The organism is Xanthomonas sp. LMG 12460 (genome assembly GCF_009192895.1).
GTDB lineage: Bacteria > Pseudomonadota > Gammaproteobacteria > Xanthomonadales > Xanthomonadaceae > Xanthomonas_A > Xanthomonas_A sontii.
In genome coordinates, this window is record NZ_NKUH01000073.1 from 37,010 (window position 1) to 63,306 (window position 26,297).

The following is a 26,297-nucleotide window of genomic DNA, read 5'->3' on the forward strand; positions in this document are numbered from 1 at the left end:
GGAAGGCGCCGAGCGCGGCTCAGCGGTTGACGAACTTGAAGAAGCGGCTCTGGCTGCCGTCGCTGGTCTTCTCCTGATACAGGAAGGCCAGCTCTTCTTCTTCGAACTTGTCGAAGAAGTCGTCCCAGCTGATTTCTTCCAGCGCCGCATCGTCGCGGAACAGGATGCGCAGCACGCCGGCATCCTCGTCGGCTTCGGTGCCGCGCACGCTGGCCGGACGGCCGCCGCGCGCCTCGGCCCAGCGGCGGATCTCGTCGTGATCGGTGGTGGTCTTGGCGTCATGCGAGGGCATGCGAGGATCTCCTGGCGGAGGTGGATGGCGCCGCGTCGGCGACGCGGTCGAGGGCATCGTGCAGGGCCTGCGCGCGATGCGCGGCGGTGTGTTCGGCGAGCACGCGGCGGCGCCCCGCCTCGCCGATCGCCATGCGCTGCGCTTCCGGCAGCTCGCGGAGCCAGCCCAGTACGTCGGCCGCACGCCGTGCGATCAAGATTTCCCTGCCAGGCGCGAACAGCGTTTCCAGGCCTTCCCAGGGATCGGAGATGATCGGCGTGGCGCAGGCCGCCGCTTCGAACAGGCGCACGCTGGGCGACCAGCCGGCCAGCACCATGTCGGCACGGGTCAGATTGAGGGTGAAGCGCTGCTGGTTGTAGAAGTCCATATGCTGCGCCGGCGGCAGGTGCGCGCAGCGCTGCACGTTGTCCGGCCAGACGATGTGCGGCGGATACAGCGGACCGGCGATCACGAAGCGGCCCTGCGGCCAGGCCAGCGCCGGCTGCAGCAACAGCCGCTCCAGCGGCGGCTGGCGGTCGTCGCTGTAGGTGCCCATGTAGCCCAGGTCGTAACGATGCGCCTGCGGCTGCGGCCGGTATTGCTCCGGATCGAACGCGCAGTACAGCGGCACCGCGCGCGGCGCGCCGTAGACGCGTTCCAAGCGTTGCAGGGTCGGTCCGCCGGTGAAGGACAGATACAGGTCGTAGTGCGGAATCAGCGCCGGCGAGAGATAGGCGCAGTCGCCGCGCTGCAGCGCCGCCACGGTCACCGGCGTATCGATGTCGTAGAAGGCGACCACGCCGCGTGCGGTCCGCTGCACCCAGGCGCCGACGTCGATGCCGTCGGGCACGTAGGAGCCGACGATCACCAAGTCCGCCGCCGCGATCGCGGCCGCGTGCCGATCCTGCAATTCCTCGAGGCTGGCGTACAGCACCGGCGCGCACGGCAACTGCGCCGGTGGATCCTGGTGTTCGGCGTACCAGGGCACATCGCGCTCCAGGAACAGCACGTGGTCGCCGCGCGCCTGCAGCGCGGCGATCAGGGCGCGGTAGGTGGTGGCATGGCCGTTGCCCCAGGACGAGCGCAGGCTCAGGCCGAGGATGACGATGTCGCGCGCGGCGATCACGCCGCCTCCCGCTGGCGCGCGTCCAGCAAGGCTTCCACCTCGCGCGCACGGTGCGTGTAGGTGTGGTCGCGCAACAGACGCTGCCGCGCCCGTGCGCCGATCGCCTGCGCCTGCGCGGCGTCGATGCATTGCAGGTAATGCGCCACCTGCTCGCTGTCGTACGCGACCAGTACCTCCGACTGCGGGGTCAGGAACGCCTCGATCCCATCCCAGGCATCGACGATCAGGCAGGCGCCGGCACCGGCTGCCTCGAACACCCGCGTCGGCGGCGACCAGCCGAAGCGCGCCATGCTGTCGCGGTTGACGTTGAGCACCATGCGCACGCTGCAGTTGAAGGCGTTGTGGTCGCGCGTGGACACGTGGCCGAGCGTGCGCACGTTGTCCGGCAGGTCTGCGTCCCAACCGCTGCCGCCGAGCAGGAATCTCGCGTCAGGCAGGCGCCGCGCCGGTTCCAGGAAGAACTGCCGCACCCGCGCCTCGCGGTCCGGCAGGCGGTTGCCGAGGAAGCCCAGGTCGGCGGCAAAATCCCGCTGCGCCGGCGACGGATGGTGGCTCGAGGGGTCCAGCGCGTTGTAGATCGGCACGCATTCGGCCGCGCCCAGTGCGCGATAGGCGGAGACCACGCGCGGCCCGCCGCCGTAGGTCAGCACCAGGTCGTAGCGCGGGATCTGCGCGCGGAACGGATCGCCCGCATCGGCCTGCACCCGCTCCAGCGTCGCCGGCGCGTCCACGTCCCAGAACAGCACCTGGGTGCGCGGCGAGCGCAGGCCCAGCACTTCGCGCTCCAGGAACGCATCGAACACGCCGACGCCGCTGGCCTTGACCACCACGTCGGCGCCGCGTGCCTGTTCCAGTGCGCGCGCCGCGTCCGCTTCGGCCGCACCGGGATAGACGGTGACTTGGGCCCACTCCGGATCGTCGATATCGCGGTGCTGCTGGCGCCCGAACGCATCGGGTTCGAAGAAATGGATGCGGTGGCCGCGCTGCGCCAGCGCGTGCAGCAGGCCGCGGTAGTAGGTGGCGGCGCCGTTCCAGTACGAGGACACCAGGCTGGAACCGAAGAAGGCGATGTGCAACGGGCTAGGCATGACTGAGGCTCCGGTGGTCGGGGTGCGCCGCGGGCGCGTCGAGTTCGGCGAGCACGGCCAGCAGTTCGTCGACACGATGCGCGCAGCTGTGGCGGGTGCGGATGGTGTGCAGGCCGTGCATGCGCAGCGCCGCGGCGAGCTCGGCGTCGTGCAGCACATCGTGCAGGTGGCGCTGCATCTGCGCGCCGTCGCGCGCCACCAGGTAATCGCGCCCGGGCGCAAACAGCTGCTCGACGTCGTCCCACGGTGCGCAGACCAGCGGGATGCCGCAGGCCAGCGCCTCGAACACGCGGATCGTGGGGATGCCGGGCAACGCGCGCACGTACGGCCGCCGCGGCACGTGCACGGTGACGCGGAAATGCGCGAACGCCTGCGGCGCGCGGTGGTTGGGCAGCCAGCCGGCATAGTCGATGCCGGCCTCGGCCAGCGCCTGCAGGGCCTGCGGCGGATAGCGCACGCCGTGGATGCGCGCGCGCAGGCGCAGCCGTCGTACCGGCTGGATCAGGAACGTGTCCAGTTCCTGCGCGCGCTCGTCGTCGCCCCAGTTGCCGATCCACAGCAGGTCGCCCTGCTGCGCCTGCCCGAGTTGCGGCTGGAACACGCGCAGATCCGCCGCTTCGTGCCAGGTCCATACGCGCCGGCTCCAGCCGTGGCGCAGATACTGTTGGCGCACCGCCTCGCCGAAGGCGAGCACGCCGTCGTAGTCGGACAGATCGAACCGCGCCATCTCGTCGGGGGCGCTGACCGAGCGGTGGTGGGTGTCGTGGAACAGCACGCGGCAGCCGACAGGCGCTTCGCGGCCGATCCGCGCGATCAGCTCGGGCGCGTTCCACTCGTGCACCAGCACCACGTCGGCACCGTCCAGCACCTGCGCCAGATCCAGTGTGGCCAGGTCGTAGCGCGTGCTGCGCAGCTGCGGAAAGGCGTCCGCGAAGGCCTGCAACGGCGCCTCGCCCTCCTCCGCCTGCAGTTGCGCGCGGCTCCAGCTGTCGTGCGGCTCGTACACCGCCACCGCATGCCCGCGCGCCTGCAGGTCGGCGACGATCCCGCGCAGGAAATGCGCATTGCCGTGGTTCCAGTCCGACACCAGCGAGTGATAGAACAGCACGAAGTTCATGCACCGACTCCGATCGAGGAGAACATGGGGACCGGCGGGCCGGCCCGTCCGGTCACGCGCGGCGTGCCGCGATGCGCGATCAGCGCCCGATAGCGCTGGCGATAGGCCGCGGCCATGGCAGTGGCGGTGTAGCGGCGCGCCTGCGCGACCGCGCGCCGGGCCATGCGCTGACGCAGCAGCGGATCGCCGATCAGGCGCTGCAACTGCGCCGTCAGCGCCTGCGCGTCGTCCGGCGCGACGTACAGCGCCGCCTCGCCCCAGACCTCGCGCAGGCTGGGGATGTCCCCCAGCAGCAGCGCGCAGCCGGCCTGCGCGGCTTCCAGCGCCGACAACCCGAACGGTTCGTAGCGCGCCGGCAACGCATACACGCTGGCGCGTGCCATCCAGCGGCGCAGGCGCGACGGCGGCAGCTGGCCCAGCAGCAGCGCCTGCGCGATCGCCGCGCTGCCGCCGTCCGGATGCGCCGCCTCGCCGGCGATGCGTAGCGCCCACGGCAATCGCGGTGCGACCGCCGCCAGCGTCCGCAGATTTTTCGCTTCGTCCCACAGCCGCCCCGCCGCCAGCACCAGCGGTCGCTTGGCGCTGGCCGGCACCGGCCGCGACAGCGGCACGGCGCCGTTGGCGATCACGCTGCATGGCGTGTCCAGCGGATACTGCGCACGCAACGCCGAAAGCATTGCCTGGGTCGGCGCGACCACGTGATCGGCCGCCGCCAGGCCCGCGGCGACCGTGGCGCGGTAGTGATCCCACTCGGGCGGCAATGCCTCGCCGCACACCGCCTGCCACCAGGAACCGACGCAGGAATGCGCGGTCATCAGCACCGGCGCCGGCCACGCCAGCGTCCCATGCGCATAGTCGTTCAGATGCACCACGTCCGGCCGCACCTGCGCGGCCAGCGCCTGCAGCCAGCGCCCGGCGGCGGCGACATCGGCCCAGGGATCGGCCATCCACAACAGCCGGTAGCCACTGGCGTGCAGACGCAGCCCCGGGATCGCCGCGGCCTCTCGCCACTGCGCCGGCGTCGGGGTCGCGCCCATCGTCGCCAGTTCCACGCGATCGCCCTGCGCGGTCAGCACGCGGCACAGGCTCAGCGCGTACTGCCACACGCCGCCGACGGTGTCGGCGGTCATCAGGATCCGCAGCGGCCGCTCAGCGTCCATAGAGCGCATCCACAGTGCGGGCGACCTCGAGCAACTGCAGCGCCGCCGGGTCGAACCCGGGGTCGGCGCCCAAGCGCTCGGCCCAGTCCAGCAAAGCGCGCCCGCCCCAGGCATCCGGTGGCGAGGCCAGGCGCTCGCAGCGCGTGCCGTCGAAACGGTCCACGGCGAAGTCGAAGAACGAGCCGTCGACATTGCGCAGCGCCGCGCCGCCACCGGTGCCGTACACATGCGCCTGGATCACCGCATCGCAGCCGGCAGGCAGGCGCCAGGAACAGGCCATGCGCACGCTGGCGCCGTTGTCCATGCGCCACTGCGCGCTGGCGTAGTCCTCCACCTGCCGCACCGGCCGGGTCAGCGGCCGGCCCTGCGCGTACAGCGCCGCCTGCAGGTCGTGGTGGCCGCCGCTGCCGGTGAGCCACATCGCCAGGTCCAACAGGTGGATGCCCAGGTCGATCACGCAGCCGCCGCCGGAACGGGCGATGTCGTAGAACCAGTCCTTGTCCGGGCCGTAGGCGTTGTGGAACAGCAGGTCGATCGCGAACACCTCGCCCAGTGCGCCCTGCGCGATCTGCTCGCGCAGCGTCGCCATGCCCTTGGCGAAGCGATAGCTGAAATCCACCGCGAGCAGACGGTCGTGGCGTTGCGCCAGCGCCAGCAGCTGCTCGGCTTCGGCCGCTGTGCGGGTCAACGGCTTCTGGCAGAACACCGCCAGGCCGCGCTGCAACGCCGCAGCGGCCTGCGCGGCGTGCGCACCGCTGGGCGTGGCGATGACCACACCGTCCAGGTCCTCACGCGCTAGCAGCGCCTCCAGGTCGGGCAGCAGGTCCGCGGCCGGTGCGTCCTGGCGTGCGTCGTGCAGCGCCGTCGCGCTGGCATCGGCGATCGCCACCACCTCGCCGAGCCCGCTGTCGGCCAGGGCGCGCATGCGCGCGCGTCCGATCCAGCCGACGCCAAGAAAGCCGAGTCGCGGTGCACGCCACCGCGGTTGCGCCCACGCGTTCATGCCAGCACCACGCCTTTGAGGAAGCCCTCGGGGCGCGCCTCCATGTCCGCGAATGCCTGCGGCAACCGGTCCAGCGCATAGCGGTGGGTCAACAGCGGAAACGGATCCAGGCGCCCGTCGGCGACCGCCTCCACCGCCTCCTGCAGGCCGCGCAACGCCACCCGCGGATCGCGCTCGTGCGCGTTGACCACGTCCAGGCCGCGCCAGTTCCACTGCTGCATGTCGACCTGGCGCGGGCCGTCCTGGTGGTAGCCGGCGATGACCAGGCGCCCGCCTTCACTGCACAGCGCACTGGCGATGTCGAGGGTGACCTGCTCGCCGGCGGCCTCGATCACCCGCAGGCAGCCGCTGCCGCCGGTGAGTTCGTGCACCGCGCCGATCGCCGCGTACCGATCCTCTGTGGCGAGGGTTGCGCTAGCGCCGCACTCGCGTGCGACCTGCAGGGCGTACTCGCGCCGCGACAGCGCGATCATCTGCGCACCCAGCCCGGTGGCCAGTTGGATCAGCAGCGCGCCGATGAAGCCGACGCCGACCACCGCTACGGTCTGCCCGGGGCGGATGTCGCTGCGGCGCAGGATGTTCATCGCGCAGGCCAGCGGCTCGCCCGGCAGGTCGAGACCGGACAGCGCCGGTGGCAAGCGCACCAGCGCGTCGGGTTCGGCGATGTCGTACTCGGCATAGGCGCGGCCGGACAGCAGCGCGACGCGATCGCCCGGCGCCCAGTCGCGGACCTCGGCGCCGACCGCGTCGACCTCGCCCCAGCCTTCGTGGCCGGGCGCACCTGGTTCGAACGGATAGGCGAACCACGGCCGGCCGGCCCACACCGGCAGATTGGACGCGCACACGCCGCAGCCGTGCAGGCGCACCCGCACCTGCTGCGGCGCAGGTTCGGGGCGTGGCTGGCGCTGGGTGACGATGCGGCCTGGGCCTTCGAAGACGGCGGCATGCATGCTGTTCATGCGGCGTGGATCCTCCGTTGCGGTGGGGAAACAGGTACGGCGCGCTCGGCCTGCGTGTGCAGCCAACGGTGCAGGCGCGCGATGCCGGCATCGGCGCCGACGCGAGGCGACCAGCCGGTGGCCGCGGCGAAGGCGCGTGTGTCGGAGACGTAGTAGCGCTGGTCGCCGACCCGCGGCGCGGCGTGCGCCAGCTCCAGGCGATGGCCGACCAGGACCTCGATCCGCCGCAGCACCTCGCGCAGGCTGGCGGCATTGGCCGGGCCGCCGCCCATGTTGAACGCCCGCCCGGACAGCCGCGGCATCTGCGCCTGGCATTGCAGGAACGCCTCCACCAGATCGTCGACGAACAGCAGGTCGCGGACTTGGCGGCCGTCGCCGTACACGGTGATCGGCTGCTGCTGCAACGCGCGGATCAGGAAATGCGCGACCCAGCCCTGGTCCTCGTTGCCGCACTGGTGCGGGCCATAGATGCAGCTCATCCGCAGCACCACCGCCTGCAGGCCGAAGCTGCGCGCATAGTCCAGCACGTACTGGTCGGCACCGCCCTTGGAGCAGCCGTAGGGGCTGTGGAAATCCAGCGCGCGGCGCTCGTCGATGCCGCGCGCGCGCAGCAGCGGATCGCTCGGCTGGTAGCGCTGCGCGTCGGCTTCCAGAGCGACGTCGTCCAGCGCGCCATAGACCTTGTTGGTGGAGGTGAACAGCAGCGGCGGCGGGCGCCGCGCGCCGCGGATCGCCTCGAGCACGTTGAAGGTGCCGCGCAGGTTGACCTCGAAGTCGTGCGACGGATCCTCCAGGCTGGAGGTCACCGCCACCTGCGCGGCGAGGTGGAACACCTGCGCCGCCTGCGCCACCGCATCGCCGAGCAGATGCCGATCGCGCACGTCGCCCACCTCCACCTGCAGACGCTCGCCGGGATAGTGGCGACGCAGCCACTGCAGGTTGTGCTCCACGCCCGGGCGCGACAGGTTGTCGTAGACGATGACCCGGCGTCCGCTGTCGAGCAGGCGCGCGGCCAGATTGGTGCCGATGAAGCCGGCGCCGCCGGTGATCAGTACCGCATCCTGCCCACGCGTCCGCGGCAGGGTGTGGACCGGCGCGCGCGCGTCGGCGCGTGGCGCGACCGTCGGCGCCGACGCGAGGTCCGGGCGCGGCGCGCGCGACAGGTTGGCGCCGTGCTCATGGTGCAGCGACGCCAGCGCCTGGATGCCGTCGTAGCCCTGCTCGGCCCAAAGCCGGTACAGCAGCTTGGCGCGGCCGCGCTCGTCGCGCAGGCCGAAGTGATAGTGACGCTCGTCCTCGTGGAAACCGTCCTGGTGGCTGATGCTGCCGTGCAGATCGCGCGCGGCATACCAGTACAGCCGCTCCACCGGCGCATCCAGGGTCTCGCGCAACTGCCGTACCTGCTCGATCTCGTCATGCCGCCAGGTCGAATACCCGGTCTCGCTGAGCCAGACCTGCGGCTGCAGACCGTGCGCGGCCAGCACCGCGCGGACGTCGCCGAGCACCTCCGCCCACGGCCGGCGGCGGAAATCCCAGGTGCCGGGGAAGCCGTGCACACCGACCGCATCGATATGCGCCAACGCCCCGCGCTGCGCCATCAGCGCCAGCCAGTTCGGATCGGTCGGGCACATGCCGCCGAGCAAGGTCTTCTTGCCCAACTGGTGCGCCCAGTGCGCGGCCTGGCCGATCATCTCGGCGAAGCGCTGCCAGTCGTGGTCCAGGTGCCAGTCCCAGTCGTTGAGGTTGTTCGGCTCGTTCCACAGTTCGATCCACTCGAAGCCGGCGCCGAAGCGATCCACCACCTGGTCGATGAAATCGGCGAAGGCCTTGCTGTCGCGCGGCGGCGACGCCGTGCGCGGCTCCAGCCCCAGCGACGGCGGGGTGTAGCAGAAGCACGGCAGCACCTCGCAGTGGGCGCTCAGCAGCGGCATCAGCCAGGCGTACCAGCGCTCGCCTTCGGCGGTGTGCCAGTCGGCCCAGGAGAACTGCGTGCGCAGCCGGCGCACCCCGAGCTCGCGCATGTCGTGCAGCAGCGCATGCACCGCATCCTCGTCGCCGATGCGCAACCATTCGATCAGGCCGATCTCGGCCAGCCGTTCGCGTGCCTGTGCGCTCATCCCTGCAACCCCCGCCGCGCCAGCTCGGCATTGGCCGCCTCCACACCGTCGGCGGCGGTCTGCTCGCGCAGCCACTCCACCAGTTCCTCCAGGCCCTGCTGCAGGTCCACCTGCGGCGCATAGCCGATGCGTTCGCGGGCCAGCGCGATATCGGCGAAGCAGTGGCGGATGTCGCCGACCCGGTAGTTGCCGGAGACCTGCGGCGGCAGATCGTCGATGCCCATCGCCGCGGCGATGCGCTGCGCCACTTCGTTGATGCTGACCGCCTGGCCGCTGCCGACGTTGAGCGCCAGGCCGGCGGCGCTCTCGCATTCGTAGGCCAGGCGGCAGGCGCGCGCGACATCGCTGACATGGACGAAGTCGCGGCGTTGCGCACCGTCCTCGAAGATCACCGGCGGTTTGCGGTTGAGCAACCGCGCCGCGAAGATCGCCAGCACGCCGGTGTAGGGATTGGACAGCGCCTGGCGCGTGCCGTAGATGTTGAAGAAGCGCAACGCGGTGGTCGGGATCGCATACGCCTGGCCGACGATCAGGCACAGGCGCTCCTGGTCCAGCTTGGACAGCGCGTACACCGAGGACGGTTCGGCCGGCTTGCGTTCGTCGGTCGGCACCGGCTGCAGCGGGCGCCCGTCCACGCTCGGCTCCCACTGCGCACGGCGCAGTTGCGCCAGCGGGCGCTCGCGCACCGGCACCGGCGTGCCGTCGGCATCGACGTAGGCGCCCTCGCCGTAGATGCTCATGCTCGACGCCACCACCAGCCGCTGCACCGGTCGCTCCACCAGCGCTTCCAGCAGCACGGCGGTGCCGAGATTGTTGGTATGGGTGTAGTGTGCGATCTGGTACATGCTCTGGCCCACGCCGACCGCCGCGGCGAGGTGGAACACCCCGTCCACATCGCGCAGCGCAAGCCGTACCGCCACCGGATCGCAGACGTCGCCGACCATCAGCTCCACGTCCTGCGCGAGATACGCCGGTCGCGCGGCCTGCGTGCCGTGCACCTGCGCGCACAGGTTGTCCAGCACCCGCACCCGGTAGCCGTGGACAAGCAGTTCGTCGGCCAGATGCGAGCCGACGAAGCCGGCGCCACCGGTGATCAGCACGCGCTTGCCGGCGTGCGCGCGGCTGGCGCTGCTCCTGAGTTCATGCACAGTCACGTTCCACCTCCAGGTCCGGGATGTCGTGCAGATGCGCCTGGAACCAGGCGATGGTGCGGCGCAGGCCCTCGTCCAGCGCCACCCGCGGTTCCCAGCCGAGCTCGCGCCGCGCCAGCCCGATGTCCGGACAACGCCGGGTCGGATCGTCCTTGGGGATGGGCCGGCGCACGATGTGCGAGGACGAGCCGGTCAGCGCGAGGATGCGCTGCGCCAGTTCGGCCACGGTGATCTCGTGCGGGTTACCGAGGTTGACCGGGCCGGTCCAGCCGCGCGGGCTGCGCATCAGTTGCACGATGCCCTCGACCAGATCGGAGACGTAGCAGAACGAGCGGGTCTGGCTGCCGTCGCCGTACAGGGTCAGCGGCTGCCCGCGCAGCGCCTGCACGATCAGGTTGGACACCACCCGGCCGTCGTCGTTGCGCATGCGCGGCCCGTAGGTGTTGAAGATGCGCCCGACCTTGATGTCGGTGGCATACAGACGGTGATAGTCGAAGAACGCCGCTTCGGCGCAGCGCTTGCCCTCGTCGTAGCAGGCGCGCGGGCCGATCGGGCTGACCGCGCCGCGATAGTCCTCGCGCTGCGGATGCACTTCCGGCTCGCCGTAGACCTCGCTGGTGGAGGCCTGGAAGATGGTCGCGCCATTGCTGCGCGCCACCTCCAGCAGATTGATCGCGCCTTCCAGGCAGGTCTGCAGGGTGTGCAGCGGACGCGCCTGGTAATGCGTGGGCGACGCGCAGCAGGCCAGGTTGAACACCCAGTCGACCTTGGCCTGATACGGCTGCACTACGTCGTGGGCGACGAAGCGGAAACGCGGACGCGCCAGCAGGTGCGCGATGTTGTCCAGCGAACCGGTCAGCAGGTTGTCCAGCACGGTGACGTCGTAACCGTCGTCCAGCAGACGCTCGCACAGATGCGCGCCGACGAAGCCGGCACCGCCGGCGACCAACGCGCGCGGTGGCGCTTGGGTAGTAGGGGAAGGAATTGCGCCATCCATCATCGACTCCTCGCAGAGGCCGGGCGTCATCGCCTGGCGTGGGAGACTCAGCGCAAATCGCGTGCCAAGTACCGGCGAAACCGCAGCGCAATGCGGCGGACGGCGTCGCTGCGCGCGATGCCGCGGACGTTTCGGCGACGGCCTGTCCCGTTCTGTGACCGACGCGTACGCAATGCGTGCATGCGCGCGTGGGCGTGACGTGAAGTCAGCCGCGCGCCTGCAAGGCGCGAAGGAAAAAATTGCCGGGCTGGGGCCGCGTCAGCGCGTAACCTGCGCCAGCGGCGCGGCCCATGCTGCAACGGTCGCGAATGCTCGGCCAACGGGGCCGCAGTGAGGGAGGCGGGACGTTCTCGCCTCCGCGCGGCTGGCACGACAATCGGGACGGCGCATCCGCACCGGCGATGCGCCATGCCCCGGGTCAGGCGAGCGCCGTGGCTTCGGCCGGCATGCAGGCATGAAAAAAGGGCCGAAGCCCTTTTTCGGACATCCTGTGCATCTGCACTGGATGTCGGTACTGCTGAATGTGGAGCGGGAAACGAGACTCGAACTCGCGACCTCAACCTTGGCAAGGTTGCGCTCTACCAACTGAGCTATTCCCGCTTGAGGCCGCGAATTCTACCGGGACCACGCAGCCTGTCAACCGTTGCCTTCGATTTTTTTCGCGTTCTTTTCCGCCATCGCCGCGCGCTCGTCGTCGCGCAGGCTCGGCCAGGCCGCATGCAGGTACTGGATGCCCGACAACAGGGTCAGGATCGACGCGATCGCCAGGGTCCAGTCGCCGACGTGGAAGATGAACAAGCCCATCCACACGCTCTCCGGCGGCGAGCCGTCGGGCATCACCGAGTACAGCAGGCACAGCAGCGCCACCATCTGCGCGGTGGTCTTGATCTTGCCGATCATCGCCACGCGCACCTTGGCGCGCTGGCCGATCTCGGCCATCCACTCGCGCAGCGCCGACACCGCGATCTCGCGGCCGACGATCACCGCCGCCCAGAACGCCATCCACGGCGTCGGGTGGCCCTGCACGATCAGGAACAGCGCCACCGCCACCATCAGCTTGTCGGCCACCGGATCCAGGAACGCACCGAACGCGGAGTACTGGTGGTAGCGCCGCGCCACCCAGCCATCCAGCCAGTCGGTGAACGCGGCCAGGCCGAAGATCGCCGCCGAGGCGAAGTTGGTCCAGGTGTACGGCAGATAGAACACCAGCACCAGCACGGGGATCATCACGATCCGCAGCAGCGTGAGCCAGGTGGGGATGGTCAACTTCATTGCGCTGCTCTACTCGCCTGCCGGATCGGGCACCGGCAGTCCGTGCAGGTTAGCGTAGATTCGTGCGGCCAGTGCGTCGTTGATGCCTTCCACCCGCGCGATCTCGGCCTCGCCGGCGGCCTTGAGTCCGGCCAGCCCGCCAAAATGCTTGAGCAGGCTGGCGCGGCGGCGCGGGCCGATGCCGGGGATATCCTCCAGCTTGCTGGTCATGCGCGCCTTCTGGCGGCGCCCGCGGTGGCCGGTGATGGCGAAGCGGTGCGCTTCGTCGCGCACCTGCTGGATGAACTGCAGCGCCGGCGACGCCGCGCCCGGGCGCAGTTCGCGCCCGTCCGGCATCACCAGGGTCTCGTGGCCGGCGCGGCGCTCGGCGCCCTTGGCCACGCCGATCAGCAGCACCCCGTCCACGCCCAGGTCGGCCAGCGCGCCGGTGGCCTGCGCCAGCTGGCCGGCGCCGCCATCGATCAGCAGCACGTCCGGCAGCACCACGTCGCCCTTGCCCTCGCCTTCGGCGGCGCGGCGGAAGCGGCGCTCGATCGCCTGGCGCATCGCCGCGTAGTCGTCGCCCGGCCCGATGCCGCTGATGTTGTAGCGCCGGTACTGGCTGCGCACCGGGCCGCTGGCGTCGAACACCACGCACGAGGCCACCGTGGCCTCGCCCATGGTGTGACTGATGTCGAAGCATTCCACCCGCTTGACCGGCTCGGCCAGGCCGAGCATCTCGCGCAGCGCCTCGCTGCGCGCGTGCTGGGCGTTGCGGCTGGTCAGTTCGGTGACCAAGGTGGCCTGGGCGTTGCGGCTGGCCAGCTCCAGGTAGCCGGCGCGCTCGCCGCGCACGTTCCACTTCAACTGCACCTTGCGCTCGGCGGCCGAGCTCAGCGCCGCCTCGATCAGCTCGGCGTCTGGAATCTCGCGGTCCAGCAGCACCTCGCGCGGCGGCGCGTGCTCGACGTAGTACTGCGACACAAACGCGCCCAGCACCTCGGCGGCACTGTCCTCGCCGTTGGTCTTGGGGAAGAACGCGCGGGTGCCGAGGTTGCGGCCGTCGCGGAACGCCAGCAGCAGCACGCAGGCGTTAGCGCCCTGGGTGGCGCAGGCCAGCACGTCGAGGTCGGCGGCACGGCCGTCCACATATTGCCGGCTCTGCATGCTGCGCAGCGAGCCCAGCAGATCGCGCAGGCGCGCGGCGCGTTCGAACTCCAGACGTTCGCTGGCGGCCTGCATGGCCTGCACCAATTCCTCGCCGAGCTGGTCGCTGCGCCCTTCCAGGAACAGCGTGGAGCGGCGCACCGCCTCGGCGTACTCGTCGGCCGCCACCAGCGCCACGCACGGCGCGCTGCAACGGCCGATCTGGTACTGCAAACACGGCCGCGAGCGGTTGCGGAACACGCTGTCCTCGCAGCTGCGCAGCTTGAACAGCTTGTGCATCAGGTTCAGCGTCTCGCGCACCGCGGTGACGCCGGGATACGGCCCGAAATAGCGCCCGGGCACCGCGCGCGGGCCACGGTGCAGGGTGATCCGCGGCCACTCCTCGCGGGTCAGCAGCACGTAGGGATAGCTCTTGTCGTCGCGCAGCGACACGTTGTAGCGCGGCGACAGCGACTTGATCAGCTGGTTTTCCAGCAGCAGCGCCTCGCCCTCGCTGCGGGTGACGGTGACGTCCATGCGCGCCACCTGCGCCAGCATGGCCATGGTCCGCGCGTTCTTCGGCGAGCCGCTGAAGTAGCTGGACACGCGCTTGCGCAGCGCGCCGGCCTTGCCGACGTAGAGCAAGGTGTCGTCGGCGGCGTACATGCGGTAGACGCCGGGCGCGGTACTGAGGTTGGCGGCAAAGGCCTTGCCGTCGAACGCGGGCAATGCGGGGGTACTCATTCGCCGATCGCGAGGTCGCGCAGTTCGCCGCTGGCGATGTCGTAGCGCAGCACCGCATGCGCATCGGTCTCGGCGATCCACACCGTGCCGGCGCTGACCGCCAACCCGCCCGGGCCATGCAGGCGCCGCGGCAAGGCCGCGGTGGACAGTTCGCCGCCGCCCAGACGCAGGCTGCGCAGACTGCCGTTGCCGCTGTCGGCGATCCACAGCAGCGGCGCGTCCGGGCTCAGCGCGATCGCCTGCGGGAACTGCAGGCGGGCGCGGCTGCGCGGCCCGTCCTCATTGCCGAAATCCCACGGCCCCTGGCCGCCGAGCAGGGTCTGCACCAGGTCGCCGCGCAACTGCATCGAGCGCACCGCCGAGCCCAGCGCATCGCACACGTACAGCACCTGCTGCACCGCGGCCAGGCTGCACGGCTGCGCGAACGCGGCCAGGTGGCCGCTGCCGTCGCGCAGCTCCAGCGCGCCGGCACCGGCGCGCCAGCGCAGGCTGCGGCTGCCCAGATCGTAGCTCCAGATGCGGTTGTCGCCGGCCATCGCCAGGTGCACCTGGTTGTCGGCGATCACCACGTCCTGCGGATGGTTCAGCGGCGCCAGCAGCGGTTGCTCCACCGGGCCTTCGACCGGCTCGCCGGCGCGACCGTTGCCGCACAGCGTGTCGACCTGGCCGGTGAGCAGGTTGATCCGGCGCAGCGCATGGTTGCCGGTGTCGGCCACGTACAGCACGCCGCGCTCCAGGGCCAGCCCGCGCGGACGGTGGAACGCCGCCTCGCCGATCGCGCCGTCGATGAAGTCGGCGGTGCCGATGCCGAACTGGCGCAGCACGCGGCCGCTGGTGCTGCATTCGAGGATGCGGTGATGGCCGCTGTCGGCGACGTACAGGCGATCCTCGGCCACCGCCAGGCCGGTCGGGAAGCGCAGCGGCAGGCGCGGCTCCGGCTGGGTCTCGCGGGCGTCGCGCAGGTCCTCGTCCAGCGGCAGCGGCTGCCCGGCGCAGAGCGCGTGCAGCGCCTTGTCCAGTTCCGCGCCACCGATGCCGACCAGGCGCTCGCGCTCCACGCCGCCGGCGTCGATCAGCACCAGGGTCGGCCAGGCCTGGACGCCGAAGCGCTGCCAGGCGGCCCAATCGGCATCGAGCAGGACCGGCGCGGACACGCCCTGGCTGCGCAGCAGCTTCAGCGCCCGCTGCGGCTCGCGCTCGCTGTCGAAGCGCGGCACCTGCACCACGATCACCTGCAGGCGTCCGGGATTGCGCGCCTGCCACTGGCCGAGTTCGGCCAGACGCTGCGCGCACCACACCGAGGCGGCATTGACGAAGGCCAGCACCAGCGCCCGCCCCTGCAGATCGCGCAGGCGGATCGGCTCGGCGTTAAGCCAGGCGCCGGACGCGGGGAGTTCCAGGGCGGCGATGGAATTCATCGGCCGATTATGCCGGAGCCGAGGTCGACGGACAGTCGCGCCACGCTGCCGGCGGCGGCTTCGTCTACCAGTTGCCAGACCTGCTCGAACTGGGCGCTGCCGCCGGTGTACGGATCCGGAATCTCGCGGTGGCCGTGCACCCCGGCCCACGGCAGCCACAGCGCCACGCGCTCGTGCGCCGCCGCCGGGGCGCGCTGGCGCACGTCGCGCAGGTTGGCCGCATCGGCGCACAGGATCCAGTCGAACTCGGCAAAGTCGCGGTCGCGCAGTTGCCGGGCGCGCAGGCCGGCGATGTCCACGTCATGGGCGGCGGCGCAGGCGACCGCGCGCCGGTCCGGCGGCTCGCCGCGGTGCCAGTCGCCGGTGCCGGCCGAGTCGACCTCCACCACACTCGCCAGCGGCGAGCGCTGCAGGTGGTGGCGCAGCGCGCCCTCGGCCATCGGCGAACGGCAGATGTTGCCCAGGCACACCAGCAGCAGCTTCATGCCTGCCCCTGCAGGTAGGCCTCGGCGCGCGCCAGATCCTCGGGCGTGTCCACGCCCGGCGGGAACGGCGCCGGCGACAACGCCACCGCGATGCGGAACCCGGCTTCCAGCACCCGCAACTGCTCCAGCGACTCGATCCGCTCCAGCGTGCCCGGCGGCATCGCCGCGAACCGGCGCAGGAAGCCGGCACGATAGGCGTAGATGCCGATATGCCGCAGCCACGGGCCGGGTAGCGGCAACTGCGTCTGCGAGGCGGCGAAGGCGTCGCGGTGCCAGGGGATCGGCGCGCGGCTGAAGTACAGCGCATCGCCGGCGGCGCTGCGCACCAGCTTGACCACGTTGGGATCGAACAGGTGCTCGGCCGCGTCCACCGGCGTGCCCAGGGTCGCCATCTCGGCGCCGCTGTCGGCCAGGGTCCGGGCCACCGCGACGATGCCGGCCACCGGTGCGAACGGCTCGTCGCCCTGCAGATTGACCACCAGGGTCACATCGTCCCAACCGGCGATGTCGGCGCACTCGGCCAGGCGGTCGGTGCCGGAGGCGTGGTCGGCAGAGGTATTGGCCACATGCACGCCGTCCAGGTCGGCCACGGCGGCGGCGATGCGGGCATCGTCGGCGGCCACCCACACCTGGGTGGCACCGGCGGCGAGCGCACGCCGCGCCACGTGGCGGACCAGCGGCTCGCCGCCGAGCGCACGCAAAGGCTTGCCCGGCAGCCGCGAGGCGGCGTAGCGGGCCGGGATGGCGACGACGAACGGCGGCACGGCGGCGCTCATGCGCGGGTGGCGCCGGCAGCGGCGCGCGTGCGCCGGGGATATCGCGAGAAGACCGTCATCGAAAGCTCTCCGCATGGTTGGCCGAAACGGCCTGGTGGGCGCCGGGCAGCGGCCCGGTGGCCGCCGCACGCCGCAACGGCACTGAGGGTCATTGTATCGACCACGCCGGGATCGCCGGTGTGCAGGTGGTGGCGCCGGCCGGCGACCGCACGCGCGCCTTGCCCAGCGGCGCGGAAAGCGTCGGCTCGCTGCGGCTTGCGCTCACGTCGCGCGCGCGGCACGCGCGCCGTATTGGCGCCTAGGAGGCGCGCGGAGGTGGCGCGCCACGCGCAGCGATGACACGGCGTCGTGCGCGCAGCACCAGTGCCCTTAGGACTGAAGATGGCGGACGCACCGCTGAGGCCGCGGCTTGGATTCGACCATTGCCCAGGCTACGCCACGCGCCGGTGGCGCTCCTGCAGGCCAACCGCGGGCGCACGTGATGGGGGAACGCCCTAGTCGCCGGTCCCGCCCGCGCGGCCGCGCAGCTTGTCCAGCCGGTCCAGCAGGCCGATCCAGAACGCCGCCGGCAGCTCGGCGACCAGCGGCACGCTGAAGCACCAGTCGTTGACGAAGGCGGCGCACTTGACCGCGTCCTTCTCGGTCATCAGCACCGGCAGTTCGCTGCCGAAGGCCAGATCCGCGGCGCGGTACTGGTGATGGTCGGGAAACGCATGCGGCACCACGCCGATGCCCTGCGCGCGCAGCATGTCGAAGAAGCGCTGCGGATGGGCGATGCCGGCCACGGCATGCACGCGCTGGCCGGCGAAACTGCGCAGCGGCCGCGCACGGCCGCCGCGCAGCGGTTGCGCGCTGTCGATGCGCAAGCGCATCGCCCATTCGCCGAAGCCGGCTTCGAGCGCACCGCTGTCGCTGGCCTGGCCCAGATTGATGACCCGGAAATCGCATTCGTTGCCGCGCGCCACCGGCTCGCGCAGCGGCCCGGCCGGCAGCAGGCGGCCGTTGCCGTAGCGGCGCTGGCCGTCCACCACCTCGATCTCGATGTCGCGCTGCAGCCGGTAATGCTGCAGGCCGTCGTCGCAGACCACGATGTCGCAGCCGGCCTGCAGCAGCGCGCGCGCCGCGGCCACGCGGTCGCGGTCCACCCGCACCGGCACGCCGGTCTTGCGCGCGATCAGCACCGGCTCGTCGCCGCCCTGCTCGGCCGAGGTGCCCGGCTCGATCCAGCGCGGCTCCTGCGGCTGGCTGCGGCCGTAACCGCGGCTGGCCACGCCCGGGCTCCAGCCGGCGTCGCGCAGGCGCTGCACCAGGGCGATGGTCAACGGCGTCTTGCCGGTGCCGCCGGCGGTGAGGTTGCCGACCACCACCACCGGCGCGGCGATGCTGTGGCGCTTGCGCCAGCCGCGCCGGTACAGCGCGCGGCGCAACGCGATCGCCGCCGCGTACAGCGGGGTCAGCACGCGCGCGTGCAGCGGCGGCGAACCCGTGCCGTACCAATAGGCGGGGGTGTGCGGCCCGCGCTCGCTCATCCGAACTGCCTTTCGCGGAACTGCATGCTGTGCAGGTGCGCATACACCCCGCCCAGCGCCAGCAGCTCGTGGTGGGTGCCGCGCTCGACGATGCGGCCGTGGTCCATCACCAGCACCTGGTCGGCGTGTTCGATGGTCGACAGGCGGTGGGCGATGACCAGCGTGGTGCGGTCGGGCATCAGCCGGTGCAAGGCGTCCTGCACCAGCCGCTCGGATTCGTTGTCCAGCGCCGCGGTGGCTTCGTCGAGGATCAGGATCGGTGCGTCCTTGAGCATGGCGCGGGCGATCGCCAGGCGCTGGCGCTGACCGCCGGACAGGCGTCCGCCCTTGGCCCCGACCTGCGATTGCAGTCCGTCCGGCAGGTGCTCGACGAACTCCATCGCGTTGGCATCGGCGATCGCCTGCTGCAATTGCGCAGGGCTGGCCTCTCGCATCTCGCCGTAGGCGACGTTCTCGGCGATGCTGCCGTCGAACAGCATCACCTGCTGGCCAACCAGGGCGATCTGTCGGCGCAGATCCTCCAGCCGATAGTCCTGCAGCGGGTGGCCATCGAGCAGGATCTGCCCGGACTGCGGGTCGTAGAAGCGCGGGATCAGCTTGACCAGGCTCGACTTGCCGCTGCCGGAGCGGCCGACGATGGCGGTGACGGTGCCGGGCTCGGCGACGAAGCTGACCTCGGCCAGCGCCGGCCGCGCCTGCCCCGGATAGGCGGCGGTCACCTCGCGGAACTCGATCCGGCCCTGCGCGCGCTCGATGTGGCGGGTACCGCTGTCCTGTTCCTCCGGCGCATCCAGCACCACGAACAGCCGCTGCGCCGAGGCGACGCCCCGCTGCAGCATGTTCTGCACGTTGGTGAGGTTCTTCAGCGCCGGGATGATCGCCATCATCGCGGTCATCAGCGAGACGAACTCGCCGGCGGTCAGGCGCCCGGCCAGCGCCTCGTGGCCGGCGATCAGCAGCAGCGCGGCCAGGCCGATCGCACCCAGCAACTGCACCGCGGCCGAGGAGATGCCGCGGGTGGACTCGACCTTCATCGCCAGGTGCAGGTTGGTGTCGGCCAGGTGCTGGTAGCGCTCCATCTCGCTGGCGCGCGCGCCGTAGACCTTGACCTCCTGGTTGCCGGACAGGGCCTGCTCGGCGGACTGCATCAGCTCGGCGTTGCTCTCCTGGATGCGATGACTGACCCGCCGGTAGCGCTTGGCCACGCGGTCCATCACCCAGGCCAGCGGCGGCGCCACCAGCAGGATGGTCACGGTCACCGTCCAGCTGTACCACAGCATCACCGCCAGCGCGCCGACGATCTGCAGGGTCTGCTGCACCATCACCTTCATCGCGTCGACCGCGGCCTGCGCCACCTGCTCGCTGTCCGAACCCAGCCGTACCAGCATCGACGCCACCGGCTCGGCATCGAAGCGGCTGCCCGGCAGGCGCAGGTACTTGTCCAGCACGTTGACCCGGAAATCGCGGGAAATGCTCCGCGCCGCGCGCCCCATCGACATGTCGGTGACGTAGCCGGCGATACCGCGCAGCACGAACAGGCCGACGATCTGCAACGGCAGCCACATCGCCACCTCGCGGTTGCGGGCGATGAAGGTCTCGTCGGTGATCGGCTTCATCAGCGCCAGGAAGCCCGAGCCGGCCAGCGCCTCCAGCAGCGCGCCGACGGCGGCGATCAGCAGCAGACCGCGGTAGCCGCCGGCATAGGACAACAGGCGGCGATAGGTCCGCCAGGGGGAATCCTGGACGGGCACGTCGGTGGGTACATTCACTTGGAGCTTCCGTCCCTGTTGACTTCGGGGGCAGTGGCGATGGCGATGCGGCGGAATCCGAGCTGGCCCAGCGCGTCCTGCGCGGTGACCACCGCCTGGTACGGCGTGCGCGCGTCGGCGCGCAGCAGCACCGGCTGCTCGCGGTCGTCGCCGGCGACCTGGGCGATGCTGCGCTTGACCGACTCCACGTCGGTGCGCAGCACTTCCTGGTCGTTGATGAAGTAATGCCCGTCGGCGTTGATCAGCACACTCAGCGCGCGCGCCGGCGGCGGCGCGTTGCGGTCGCTGGCGTTGGGCAACTGCAGTTGCAGCGTCGAACGTGCATCGAAGGTGGTGGTCACGACGAAGAAGATGATCAGCACCAGGATGACGTCGATCAACGGCACCAGGTCGATGTGCGGCTCGTCCTGGCCACGGTCGTCGCGGATCCGCACCGGCTCAGCCCTTGGCCGACGCGGCGTTCGACGCGGCGCCGCGTGCCGGCGCAACCGCACGGCCATGGCCGTCGAGCGCGTCGGTCAGGGCGGTGGCTTCCTGCTCCATCTCGATCACGTAACCGGCGATGCGGCCCTTGAAATGGCGATGGAAGATCAGCGCCGGCACCGCGATGATCATGCCGGTGGCGGTGCACACCAGCGCCTTGCCGATGCCGCCGGCGAGCTGGTTCACGTCGCCCAGGCCATGGTCGAGGATGCCGAGGAACATCTGGATCATGCCGACCACGGTGCCGAGCAGGCCGAGCAGCGGCCCGGCCGAGGCGATCGTGCCCAACGCGTTCAGGTAACGCTCCATGCGGTGCACGACGTGCCGGCCGGTGTCCTCGATGCGCTCGCGCACGATCTCGCGCGGACGGTTGCGCACATCCAGGCCGGCCGCGAGCAGCGCGCCCAGCGGCGAATTGCGCCGCAGCGATTCGATGTGGGTGGGGTCGAGCTTGCCGCGCGTGGCCCAGTTGCGCACTTCCTGGCCCAGTCCCGGCGGCAACACCTCGCTACGGCGCAGGCTCCAGAACCGCTCCAGGACGATCGCCAGCGCGACCACGCCCAACAGCAGCAATGGCACCATCGGCCAGCCACCGGCCTTGACCAGTTCCCACACGTCGCAACCCTCCGGCACGCTCGGCCGTTCGTTCACTGGCCGATAGGATAGCAGCCGCCCGCGCCCGCTCCGCCGCATCCCACAGCCGCGCCCGCCAGGGCCGCCGCTCACGCAATTGCAGGCCCGTGCGCCCCAGCCACACGCGCAGCGCACCGCCCTGCGGCGTGCCGGCGACCTCGGCGCCGGCCGCCTGCCAGCGCGCCACCACGCCCGGATGCGGATGACCGAAGCGGTTGCCGTAGGCCGCCGACACCAGCACCAGCCGCGCGCCGGTGGCGGCGACGAAGGCCGGCTGCGAGGAATGCGCGCTGCCATGGTGCGGCGCCACCACGACGTCGGCGCGCAGCGCCTGCGGCGCCTCGCGCAGCAGCGTGCGCTCGACCACGTCGCCGATATCGCCGGCCAGCAACAGCGCGCCATGCACGGTTTCCACCCGCAACACGCAGCTGGATTCGTTGCGCAGATAGGGAAAGTGCGGCGCCGGATGCAGGAACCGGAACCGCACGCCATCCCATTCCCAGGCATCGCCGGTCACGCAGGCCCGGTCCACCGGCAACGGCGCACCAGCCGGGGCCTGGACCAGGCCGATCGGCAGCGCCGCGCGCACCGCGCCCAGGCCGCCGGCGTGGTCGTTGTCGCCATGACTGATCACCGCGCGATCCAGCCGCGCCACGCCAAGCGCATGCAGCGCCGGGACCACCACCCGTTCGCCGGCGTCGTAGCCGTCCTCGACCGCCGGCCCGGTGTCGTACAGCAACTGGTGATGCGCGGTGCGCACCAGCAACGACAGGCCCTGCCCCACGTCGAACATCACCAGATCGACCTCGCCCGGTCGCGGTCGCTCCAGCGGCGGCCACAGCAAGGGCAACCACAGCAGCGCCGCCAGCGGTTTGCCCGGCACCGCGCGCGGCAGCAGCAGCCAGAACGCGCCCAGCAGGGCCAGCGGCAACGCCCAATCGCGCGCCTCCGGCAGCCAGCGCAGGGCGAAGCGGCTCTCGCCCAAGGCGACGAACAACGGCCAGGTCAGGTCGAAGCAGGCCGCGGCCAGGCGCCACAGCCAGGCGCCGGCACCGGCGTGCAACGCCTCCAGCGCGGTGCCGAGCAAGGCCAGCGGGACCACCACCAGGCTCCACCAGGGGATCGCCAGCAGGTTGGCCAGCGGCCCGACCACGGAGGCCTGCCCGAACAGCATCGTGCTCACCGGCAGCAGGCCGACCGTGGCCACGCCCTGCGCGGTCAGGAAGCTGCGCAGCGTCTCGCGCCAGCCGCGGCCGGCGTCGGGCATGCACCAGGCCAGCCAGGCGACGCCGAGGAAGCTCAGCCAGAAGCCGGCCGAGAGCACTGCCAGCGGGTCGCAGAGCAGCATGGCGATCGCCGCCAGCGCCAATGCGTCGACCACCCGCACCGGCCGCCGCCACAGCCGTGCCGCCACCACCACCGCGATCATCAGCGCGGTGCGCACGGTCGGCAGGGCCATGCCCGACACCAGGGTGTAGCCGCCGGCGCCGAGCAGCGCCAGCGCCGCCGCGGCCTGGCGGCGCGGCCAGTAGCGGCCCAGCTGCGGCCACAGCCGCCACAGGCCGCCGCCGAGCAGTGCGAAGGCGCCGGCGACCAGGCCGACATGGAAGCCGGAAATGGCGATGAGATGGGTCAGGCCGGCGGCACGCAGGATGCGCCAGTCGCGATCGTCCAGGCGCCGCGTGTCGCCCAGCGCCAGTGCCTGCACGTAGCGCGCCGAGGCCTGCGGCACGGCCGCGGCGATGCGTGCGGACATATCCGCACGCCACGCGTCGATGCCCTGCCCCGGCGTCAGTTGCGCTGCCGCATGCGGCGCCACCACGTAGCCGCTGGCGCTGATCCGCTGCGCCAGCGCATAGGCCTCGGCATCGAAGCCGCCCGGATTGCTCAAGCCGCGCGGCGCGCGCAGGCGCACCTGCAACTGCCAACGCGCGCCGGCGCGCAGGACGCTGCGCGGCCCGGCCTGGTGCGTGCCGAAGTCGTCGTACCACGCCAATTGCAGCAGGCGCCCGCGCAACGGCGCCGGCTGCGCCGCGTCGCTGTCCACCCGGAACAGGAAGCGGGTGCGGCGGGTCTCCGCCTGCGGCAGTTCCACCACCTGGCCGCGGACGTCGACCACGCGTTTTTCCCAGTCGGCCGGCAACTGCCGCGCCAGCACCATGCCGGCGATCAGCGCCAGCCAGCCGGCGCCGATCGCGAACGCGCCCAGCCAGCGCCAGCGCGGCGCCGCCACGTACAGCGACGCCCCGGCGAGCAGGATCGCCACGGCCAGCGGCCAGGGCAGCAGGCGCGGCAGCCACAGCGCGGCCAGCACGCCGGCGGCGAGGCTGGCCGCGACCGCAGCGCCGAACGGCACCGGTGCCGGCCAGCGGGCAGCGCGAGTCGCGACGGGGCCCTGGCACGGCACGGCGTCTGCCGACGGTTGCATGTGCTTGCCCTCCTTGGCATCGATGGATCGGAAGCAGCGAGACGAAGCGGCGCGACGTGCGCATCGCGCGACACCGTCTTTATCGCGATGCCAGCGTCGCATCCCGCCTGGACGCGAGCCATCGGTCCATGCCGCGACACCGCGTCAGAATTCGCCTAACGCGCGAGCGCGCGCCGCGTCACAGTCCCGACGCAGTTCTCCGCAGCTTCATTGCCCCGCGCCTAAGGTGCGATACCCCACGTCGTAAGGAGTTCGCGCATGCGCAAGGGCATCGCATTGATCGTCGGAGTCACTGGCATCTCCGGCTACAACCTCGCCAACGTGCTGGTCGCCGAGGGCTGGACCGTCTATGGGCTGGCACGCCGTCCGGTGCCGCAGGAAGGCGTGATTCCGGTGGCGGTCGATCTGCTCGACCGCGACGCCACCATCGCGGCGCTGCGCGGGCTGCCGATCACCCACGTGTTCTTCTGCACCTGGACGCGGCGCGACACCGAGAAGGAGAACGTCGCCGCCAACGGCGCGATGTTGCAGCACCTGTGCGAGGGCCTGGACGGCGCGACGCTGCAGCACATGGCGCTGGTCACCGGCACCAAGCATTACCTCGGCTCGTTCGAGCACTACGGCAGCGGCAAGGCGGAGACGCCGTTCCGCGAGAGCGAACCGCGGCAGCCGGGCGAGAATTTCTACTACACGCTGGAAGACCTGTTGTTCGACGCCGCCGCGCGCCATGGCTTCGGCTGGAGCGTGCACCGCTCGCACACCATGATCGGTCAGGCCAACGGCAGCAATGCGATGAACATGGGCGTGACCCTGGCGGTGTATGCGACGCTGTGCAAGCACACCGGGCAGCCCTTCGTGTTCCCTGGCTCGCGCGCGCAGTGGGACAGCCTCACCGACCTCACCGACGCCGGCCTGCTCGGCCGCCAACTGGCCTGGGCCGCGACCAATCCGGCCGCACGCAACCAGGCCTTCAACACGGTCAATGGCGACGTGTTCCGCTGGCGCTGGATGTGGGGCGAGATCGCCGCGTTCTTCGGCCTGGAGCCTGCCCCTTATCCGGAGGCGCCGATGCCGCTGCAGCCGCGCCTGCAGGACACTGCGCCTGCGCTGTGGCGCGAGATCGCCGAGCAGCATGGGCTGGTGCAGGCGGATGTGAACCAACTGGCGTCGTGGTGGCATACCGATGCCGATCTGGGCCGCGAGATCGAGTGCGTCAACGACATGACCAAGAGCCGCGATCTCGGCTTCCTCGGCTACTACGACAGCCGCGCCTCGTTCCTGGAGCTGTTCACGCGACTGCGCGCGCAGCGGGTGATTCCCTGAGGGACGAGGCTGGGTGAAGAGTCGCCGATGCAATGGGAAAGCGGCAATCCGGAAGGTTGCCGCCTATGGGGCACGCGGTGCGCTCCAGGACGGTCGCCGTTGTAGGGAGTTGTCTGGACATGCGAGGCATCGCCGCGGCGACGCGTTTGCTGGGCATGCTGTACGAAGTTTTTCGGCGCCGACAGCAACCAACACCGGCGACATGCCCGGCTTCGTTGGTCGCGGCTGAAGCCGCTTCTACGGCGCGCTTGCGCTAGAAGTGCTTTCGCCTGTCCGAGGATCTCCGGCGTCGGCAGATGCACTGAAGCCACTGCGGCTCGCTGCCTCGTTCGTCGCGCGTGACGTCGCTCCAACGCGCGGCGAAGCGGCGATGTGCACTGTGGGAGGGACTTCAGTCCCGACGCGCACTGCATCAGTGAGCAGGACACTGCTTTTGTCGTGACCGCGGGCGCTGCACAGCAAGCGAGGCTGTCACGCCCGACCCCGCACGCAACAGGCTTCAGCGGCGCACGCCCCTCAGACCGCGACCATGTCCCCTCACCGTGCAATGCGGCGGCACATCGCGCCCGCCACCACGCTCGTTCAAACGTCCGCAGGCGCCAGTTCGCGCAGCTTGCCCTGGTGCAGTTCCAGCACCCGGTCCAACTTGCGCGCCAGGCTGCGGTCGTGGGTGACCAGGGCCAGGCTGGTGCCCTGCGCGCGGTTGAGTTCGAGCATCAGCGCGAACACGTTGGCCGCGGTCTTGTCGTCGAGGTTGCCGGTCGGCTCGTCGCCGAGCACGCAGGCCGGGCGATTGACCAGCGCACGCGCCACCGCGGCGCGCTGGCGCTCGCCGCCGGACAGTTCGCCCGGCTTGTGCTCCAGGCGATGGCCCAGGCCCACCGATTCCAGCAGCGCCCGCGCGCGCGCATCGGCGTCCTGGATCGGCGCGCCGCCCAGCAGCACCGGCATCATCACGTTCTCCAGCGCGGTGAACTCTGGCAGCAGGTGATGGAACTGGTAGACGAAGCCCAGCGAACGGTTGCGCAACTGCCCGCGCGCCGCGTCGGTCAGCGCCGACATGCGCTGGCCGGCCACGTAGACCTCGCCGGAGGTCGGCACGTCGAGGCCGCCGAGCAGGTGCAGCAAGGTGCTCTTGCCGGCACCGGAGGCGCCGACGATGGCCACGGTCTCGCCCGCCGCCACGCTCAGCTCCAGGCCGTCGAACACCGGCGTGCGCATCTTGCCTTCGGCATAGGTCTTGGCCAGGCCTTCGGCGCGGATCGCCGCGTCCGCGTGTCGCTTCTGCATTCCCGATTCCCGATTCCCCATTCCCGATTCCCG

Annotated in this window: 23 protein-coding genes and 1 tRNA gene; 2 read left to right on the forward strand and 22 right to left on the reverse strand. The window is 71.1% G+C overall.

The window, feature by feature from the left end; translation table 11 throughout:
* Window positions 1-19: 19 nt before the first annotated feature.
* From CEK66_RS14690 to kdsB, 16 genes are all read right to left on the reverse strand, one after another.
* Window positions 20-292: a hypothetical protein gene (locus CEK66_RS14690; protein ID WP_017917327.1), complete on the reverse strand. Its 273-nt coding sequence runs from the start codon at window positions 290-292 to the stop codon at window positions 20-22.
* Window positions 279-1,397: a glycosyltransferase gene (locus CEK66_RS14695; RefSeq protein ID WP_052250951.1), complete on the reverse strand. Its 1,119-nt coding sequence runs from the start codon at window positions 1,395-1,397 to the stop codon at window positions 279-281. The genes CEK66_RS14690 and CEK66_RS14695 overlap by 14 nt, the downstream gene beginning before the upstream one ends.
* Window positions 1,394-2,485 carry a glycosyltransferase gene (locus CEK66_RS14700; RefSeq protein WP_226978619.1) on the reverse strand — a complete coding sequence of 364 codons (1,092 nt, stop codon included), beginning with the start codon at window positions 2,483-2,485 and terminating at the stop codon, window positions 1,394-1,396. The genes CEK66_RS14695 and CEK66_RS14700 overlap by 4 nt, the downstream gene beginning before the upstream one ends.
* A complete protein-coding gene (locus CEK66_RS14705) occupies window positions 2,478-3,602 on the reverse strand; it encodes a glycosyltransferase (RefSeq protein WP_017912646.1) in 1,125 nt (374 codons plus the stop codon). The genes CEK66_RS14700 and CEK66_RS14705 overlap by 8 nt, the downstream gene beginning before the upstream one ends.
* Window positions 3,599-4,762 (reverse strand): glycosyltransferase family 4 protein, encoded by a 1,164-nt coding sequence (locus CEK66_RS14710; protein ID WP_043095831.1) that lies wholly within the window; start codon window positions 4,760-4,762, stop codon window positions 3,599-3,601. Before CEK66_RS14710 ends, CEK66_RS14705 begins: the two co-directional genes overlap by 4 nt.
* Complete coding sequence (locus CEK66_RS14715; protein ID WP_043095832.1) at window positions 4,752-5,765, reverse strand: Gfo/Idh/MocA family oxidoreductase; 1,014 nt, start codon at window positions 5,763-5,765, stop codon at window positions 4,752-4,754. The genes CEK66_RS14710 and CEK66_RS14715 overlap by 11 nt, the downstream gene beginning before the upstream one ends.
* A complete protein-coding gene (locus CEK66_RS14720) occupies window positions 5,762-6,724 on the reverse strand; it encodes a zinc-binding dehydrogenase (protein ID WP_150408919.1) in 963 nt (320 codons plus the stop codon). The genes CEK66_RS14715 and CEK66_RS14720 overlap by 4 nt, the downstream gene beginning before the upstream one ends.
* Window positions 6,721-8,841: an NAD-dependent epimerase/dehydratase family protein gene (locus tag CEK66_RS14725; protein ID WP_152237405.1), complete on the reverse strand. Its 2,121-nt coding sequence runs from the start codon at window positions 8,839-8,841 to the stop codon at window positions 6,721-6,723. The genes CEK66_RS14720 and CEK66_RS14725 overlap by 4 nt, the downstream gene beginning before the upstream one ends.
* The gene (locus CEK66_RS14730; protein WP_226978620.1) at window positions 8,838-9,995 is read right to left on the reverse strand and encodes an NAD-dependent epimerase/dehydratase family protein; all 1,158 of its coding nucleotides are present in this window, start codon (window positions 9,993-9,995) and stop codon (window positions 8,838-8,840) included. The genes CEK66_RS14725 and CEK66_RS14730 overlap by 4 nt, the downstream gene beginning before the upstream one ends.
* Entirely contained in the window at window positions 9,982-10,989 is a 1,008-nt protein-coding gene (locus CEK66_RS14735) for a UDP-glucuronic acid decarboxylase family protein (RefSeq protein ID WP_052250961.1), read from the reverse strand. Before CEK66_RS14735 ends, CEK66_RS14730 begins: the two co-directional genes overlap by 14 nt.
* Before the next feature lie 524 nt (window positions 10,990-11,513).
* Window positions 11,514-11,589 (reverse strand) — tRNA-Gly (locus tag CEK66_RS14740).
* Between the two features lie 36 nt (window positions 11,590-11,625).
* Window positions 11,626-12,261, reverse strand: a complete 636-nt coding sequence (gene pgsA / locus CEK66_RS14745; protein ID WP_017912639.1) for a CDP-diacylglycerol--glycerol-3-phosphate 3-phosphatidyltransferase — start codon at window positions 12,259-12,261, stop codon at window positions 11,626-11,628.
* Between the two features lie 9 nt (window positions 12,262-12,270).
* Entirely contained in the window at window positions 12,271-14,130 is a 1,860-nt protein-coding gene (gene uvrC / locus CEK66_RS14750) for an excinuclease ABC subunit UvrC (protein WP_152237406.1), read from the reverse strand.
* Window positions 14,127-15,548, reverse strand: a complete 1,422-nt coding sequence (locus CEK66_RS14755; protein WP_152237407.1) for a redoxin domain-containing protein — start codon at window positions 15,546-15,548, stop codon at window positions 14,127-14,129. Before CEK66_RS14755 ends, uvrC begins: the two co-directional genes overlap by 4 nt.
* Entirely contained in the window at window positions 15,545-16,033 is a 489-nt protein-coding gene (locus CEK66_RS14760; protein WP_017917314.1) for a low molecular weight protein-tyrosine-phosphatase, read from the reverse strand. Before CEK66_RS14760 ends, CEK66_RS14755 begins: the two co-directional genes overlap by 4 nt.
* On the reverse strand, window positions 16,030-16,809 hold the full coding sequence (kdsB, locus tag CEK66_RS14765) for a 3-deoxy-manno-octulosonate cytidylyltransferase (protein ID WP_152237408.1): 780 nt from the start codon (window positions 16,807-16,809) through the stop codon (window positions 16,030-16,032). Before kdsB ends, CEK66_RS14760 begins: the two co-directional genes overlap by 4 nt.
* A 77-nt stretch (window positions 16,810-16,886) precedes the next feature.
* Here kdsB and CEK66_RS14770 point away from each other — a divergent pair, with 77 nt between their 5' ends.
* Window positions 16,887-17,111, forward strand: a complete 225-nt coding sequence (locus tag CEK66_RS14770; RefSeq protein WP_152237409.1) for a hypothetical protein — start codon at window positions 16,887-16,889, stop codon at window positions 17,109-17,111.
* Between the two features lie 192 nt (window positions 17,112-17,303).
* On the opposite strand, the gene lpxK is transcribed toward CEK66_RS14770, so the two are convergent.
* The 5 genes from lpxK to CEK66_RS14795 are packed head-to-tail and all read right to left on the reverse strand — an operon-like array spanning window position 17,304 to window position 23,651.
* The gene (gene lpxK, locus CEK66_RS14775) at window positions 17,304-18,338 is read right to left on the reverse strand and encodes a tetraacyldisaccharide 4'-kinase (RefSeq protein ID WP_152237410.1); all 1,035 of its coding nucleotides are present in this window, start codon (window positions 18,336-18,338) and stop codon (window positions 17,304-17,306) included.
* Window positions 18,335-20,107, reverse strand: a complete 1,773-nt coding sequence (gene msbA / locus CEK66_RS14780; RefSeq protein ID WP_152237411.1) for a lipid A export permease/ATP-binding protein MsbA — start codon at window positions 20,105-20,107, stop codon at window positions 18,335-18,337. Before msbA ends, lpxK begins: the two co-directional genes overlap by 4 nt.
* Entirely contained in the window at window positions 20,104-20,541 is a 438-nt protein-coding gene (locus tag CEK66_RS14785; protein WP_010342642.1) for a biopolymer transporter ExbD, read from the reverse strand. The genes msbA and CEK66_RS14785 overlap by 4 nt, the downstream gene beginning before the upstream one ends.
* Window positions 20,542-20,545: 4 nt before the next feature.
* Window positions 20,546-21,205, reverse strand: a complete 660-nt coding sequence (locus CEK66_RS14790; protein ID WP_026143405.1) for a MotA/TolQ/ExbB proton channel family protein — start codon at window positions 21,203-21,205, stop codon at window positions 20,546-20,548.
* Window positions 21,099-23,651 (reverse strand): DNA internalization-related competence protein ComEC/Rec2, encoded by a 2,553-nt coding sequence (locus CEK66_RS14795; protein ID WP_152237412.1) that lies wholly within the window; start codon window positions 23,649-23,651, stop codon window positions 21,099-21,101. The genes CEK66_RS14790 and CEK66_RS14795 overlap by 107 nt, the downstream gene beginning before the upstream one ends.
* Window positions 23,652-23,909: 258 nt before the next feature.
* Here CEK66_RS14795 and CEK66_RS14800 point away from each other — a divergent pair, with 258 nt between their 5' ends.
* Entirely contained in the window at window positions 23,910-24,974 is a 1,065-nt protein-coding gene (locus CEK66_RS14800) for an SDR family oxidoreductase (RefSeq protein WP_152237413.1), read from the forward strand.
* A 582-nt stretch (window positions 24,975-25,556) separates the two neighbouring features.
* Here the strand turns inward: CEK66_RS14800 and lolD are convergent.
* A complete protein-coding gene (gene lolD / locus CEK66_RS14805; RefSeq protein ID WP_152237414.1) occupies window positions 25,557-26,264 on the reverse strand; it encodes a lipoprotein-releasing ABC transporter ATP-binding protein LolD in 708 nt (235 codons plus the stop codon).
* Between the last annotated feature and the right edge of the window lie 33 nt (window positions 26,265-26,297).

What these genes read in the sequence shown, in the direction of transcription:
- CEK66_RS14690 (WP_017917327.1), bottom strand. Translation starts at nt 292, where the DNA reads ATGCCCTCGCATGACGCCAAGACCACCACCGATCACGACGAGATCCGC.
- CEK66_RS14700 (WP_226978619.1), bottom strand. Translation starts at nt 2,485, where the DNA reads ATGCCTAGCCCGTTGCACATCGCCTTCTTCGGTTCCAGCCTGGTGTCC.
- CEK66_RS14705 (WP_017912646.1), bottom strand. Translation starts at nt 3,602, where the DNA reads ATGAACTTCGTGCTGTTCTATCACTCGCTGGTGTCGGACTGGAACCAC.
- CEK66_RS14710 (WP_043095831.1), bottom strand. Translation starts at nt 4,762, where the DNA reads ATGGACGCTGAGCGGCCGCTGCGGATCCTGATGACCGCCGACACCGTC.
- CEK66_RS14715 (WP_043095832.1), bottom strand. Translation starts at nt 5,765, where the DNA reads ATGAACGCGTGGGCGCAACCGCGGTGGCGTGCACCGCGACTCGGCTTT.
- CEK66_RS14720 (WP_150408919.1), bottom strand. Translation starts at nt 6,724, where the DNA reads ATGAACAGCATGCATGCCGCCGTCTTCGAAGGCCCAGGCCGCATCGTC.
- CEK66_RS14725 (WP_152237405.1), bottom strand. Translation starts at nt 8,841, where the DNA reads ATGAGCGCACAGGCACGCGAACGGCTGGCCGAGATCGGCCTGATCGAA.
- CEK66_RS14735 (WP_052250961.1), bottom strand. Translation starts at nt 10,989, where the DNA reads ATGGATGGCGCAATTCCTTCCCCTACTACCCAAGCGCCACCGCGCGCG.
- pgsA (WP_017912639.1), bottom strand. Translation starts at nt 12,261, where the DNA reads ATGAAGTTGACCATCCCCACCTGGCTCACGCTGCTGCGGATCGTGATG.
- uvrC (WP_152237406.1), bottom strand. Translation starts at nt 14,130, where the DNA reads ATGAGTACCCCCGCATTGCCCGCGTTCGACGGCAAGGCCTTTGCCGCC.
- CEK66_RS14755 (WP_152237407.1), bottom strand. Translation starts at nt 15,548, where the DNA reads ATGAATTCCATCGCCGCCCTGGAACTCCCCGCGTCCGGCGCCTGGCTT.
- CEK66_RS14760 (WP_017917314.1), bottom strand. Translation starts at nt 16,033, where the DNA reads ATGAAGCTGCTGCTGGTGTGCCTGGGCAACATCTGCCGTTCGCCGATG.
- kdsB (WP_152237408.1), bottom strand. Translation starts at nt 16,809, where the DNA reads ATGAGCGCCGCCGTGCCGCCGTTCGTCGTCGCCATCCCGGCCCGCTAC.
- lpxK (WP_152237410.1), bottom strand. Translation starts at nt 18,338, where the DNA reads ATGAGCGAGCGCGGGCCGCACACCCCCGCCTATTGGTACGGCACGGGT.
- CEK66_RS14795 (WP_152237412.1), bottom strand. Translation starts at nt 23,651, where the DNA reads ATGCAACCGTCGGCAGACGCCGTGCCGTGCCAGGGCCCCGTCGCGACT.
- CEK66_RS14800 (WP_152237413.1), top strand. Translation starts at nt 23,910, where the DNA reads ATGCGCAAGGGCATCGCATTGATCGTCGGAGTCACTGGCATCTCCGGC.
- lolD (WP_152237414.1), bottom strand. Translation starts at nt 26,264, where the DNA reads ATGCAGAAGCGACACGCGGACGCGGCGATCCGCGCCGAAGGCCTGGCC.